The organism is bacterium (genome assembly GCA_024226335.1).
Taxonomy (GTDB): Bacteria; Myxococcota_A; UBA9160; order SZUA-336; family SZUA-336; genus JAAELY01.
Window position 1 is genome coordinate 1 of record JAAELY010000282.1, and the last position, 2,166, is coordinate 2,166.

The window sequence follows — 2,166 nt, forward strand, 5'->3', positions numbered from 1 at the left end:
CGTGTGGTTCCATTTGTCAGCCGGCCTGCAAGTGCCGGCATGATCTGGGGATGCATTGCCGCAGCGACCATCGGATTCCGACGGGAAGTGGGGGCTTCTGGCACGGTAGGATGACCGCATGCTGGACATGCCGCTTCGGATGCTGCTCCTCGCGATCGCCGGCTGGCTGAATGAGGAGCAGCGGGCCCGGATCGACTTCCTCGAAGAGCAGTTGCGCATCTTCCGGGAGGTGCATGGACGACAGCCGCGGCTGAACGATGATCAGCGACGTCGGCTCGCCGCAAAGGGCAAGCGGCTGGGGCGAGGCGTACTGCGTGAGCTGTTGACCATGGTGACGCCAGATACGATCCTCAGGTGGCACCGTGAGCTCATCGCGCGGAAGTACGACGGGAGCGCGAACCGTCGGCCAGGCAGGCCGAGGATCGTCGAGGAGATCAGGTCACTCGTGGTACGAATGGCCGAAGAGAACGAGGGTTGGGGCTACGGCCACATTGTCGGAGAACTCAGGAAACTCGGGCATGAGGTCTCCAAGTCGAGCGTGCGGCGCATCCTGCTGGAGAACGGCATCGAGCCCGCGCCCGAACGTCTCAAGCACATGCCGTGGTCGAAGTTCCTGAAGGCGCATTGGGCGGGACTCGCTGCGGCTGACTTCTTCACGGTTGAAGTATGGAGCAGGCTCGGCCTGACACGATACCTGGTGTTCTTCGCGATCGATCTCTCCACACGGCGCGTGGAGATCGCGGGGATCAAGCCCGTGCCGGACGGTCGTTGGATGGCGCAGATTGCGCGCAATCTGATCGACTCGTGCGATGGATTCCTGCGAGGGAAGTCGCATCTGATCCTGGATCGCGATCCGCTGTTCACGGCGGCATTCAGGGCGATCCTGAAGAGTGGGGGAGTCGAAGCCGTGCGTCTTCCTCCGCGCAGCCCGAACCTGAATGCATACGCCGAGCGATTCGTGCTGTCGATCAAGTCAGAATGCTTGGGCCGGATCATCCCGCTGGGCGAGCGCCACCTGCGCAGGTCGATTCACGAGTTCGTCGAGCACTATCACCTTGAGCGCCCGCACCAGGGACTAGGGAACCAGCTGATCGATGGTGTTCCAGAATGCGACGTAGGAGTGGTTCAACGTCGTGATCGGCTTGGTGGCCTTCTTGGCTCGTACTATCGAGAGGCCGCTTGATGCGTCGGCTCATGAATGAAACCGGACGACATCCTCCGACGACCGCTGAGCGAATCCGCGGGAACAGAGGACGAACAGAGCACAAACGACTGACATGCCGAAATGCGTCAGGACGTGTCCCTGTGGTGCTCGGCGTCGGGTGGCGTTGCAGCTCTTATGAGATCGCATGGAACATTGTGCTGGGAGTCACAGTCATTCGGACATAAGAACAGTGGATAACTCTCGGCCAGCTTTGACTTCGGGAAGGGCGATGGAGAGAATCCGAGCCATCCCAACTCCCGACGGATCTGTCATGTCCGATCGCAGGGTGCTCGACGTCGTCTTCGTTCTGCGACGAGAGACTCGCCAGCACTTGTTGATCGGCCTGGCAGAGGGACCGCTGACGGCGCGGATGATCTCCGATCGATTGAACGTGCCGATTTCGACCGTGAGAGCGAATCTGCGTACGCTCGAGCATCACGGCCTTGTCGTGCGCGAGACAGAGAAGGCACGAAATGCGTACCGACTCGGCCCCGAGGTGCGAGTATCGAAGCGCGCCCGTACCGCAACGATCACGTTTGACGCTCCTCCCAGCGGCCGTATGGATCTGCGCGTGCCCTACCCGCCGCCCCCACGTCGAACGAAGCGCTGAAGAACCAAAGGCACTTGTGTGTCGTCTTATGAGCGAAAACGCAACGCTCGGCCTTCGACGTGCGTTTGACACGTATCCTGTCTCCGAGCACGGGCGCCTCACGGGGCGCATCCAGGCCCGTGCATTCGAGGACAGTGAGCGTGCAGAAAGGGAGGAGCACGTGTTTCGGGAGGTGCTGATCCAAGTGCCGAAATAGACAGTGGAAGTTCGTCGGTAAGCGTTCACGGGTCCTGACGGATCTACGTCAGGAGCACGGGCGCTTCCGCCTTTCGGAGGTGTGCATCCAGTGCGCGGGCGAGGAATGCGAAGACGGGCACGTTCTGCTGGCGAGCGGTCTCGATCACGCTCCAGA

Annotated in this window: 2 protein-coding genes; both read left to right on the plus strand. The window is 61.3% G+C overall.

The genetic code is table 11. The features are described 5' to 3' along the window. Positions 1 to 127 precede the first annotated feature (127 nt). On the plus strand, positions 128 to 1,183 hold the full coding sequence (locus GY725_15125) for a transposase (GenBank protein MCP4005521.1): 1,056 nt from the start codon (positions 128 to 130) through the stop codon (positions 1,181 to 1,183). A 292-nt stretch (positions 1,184 to 1,475) separates the two neighbouring features. Beyond that, the gene (locus tag GY725_15130; GenBank protein MCP4005522.1) at positions 1,476 to 1,814 is read left to right on the plus strand and encodes a winged helix-turn-helix transcriptional regulator; all 339 of its coding nucleotides are present in this window, start codon (positions 1,476 to 1,478) and stop codon (positions 1,812 to 1,814) included. Positions 1,815 to 2,166 lie beyond the last annotated feature (352 nt).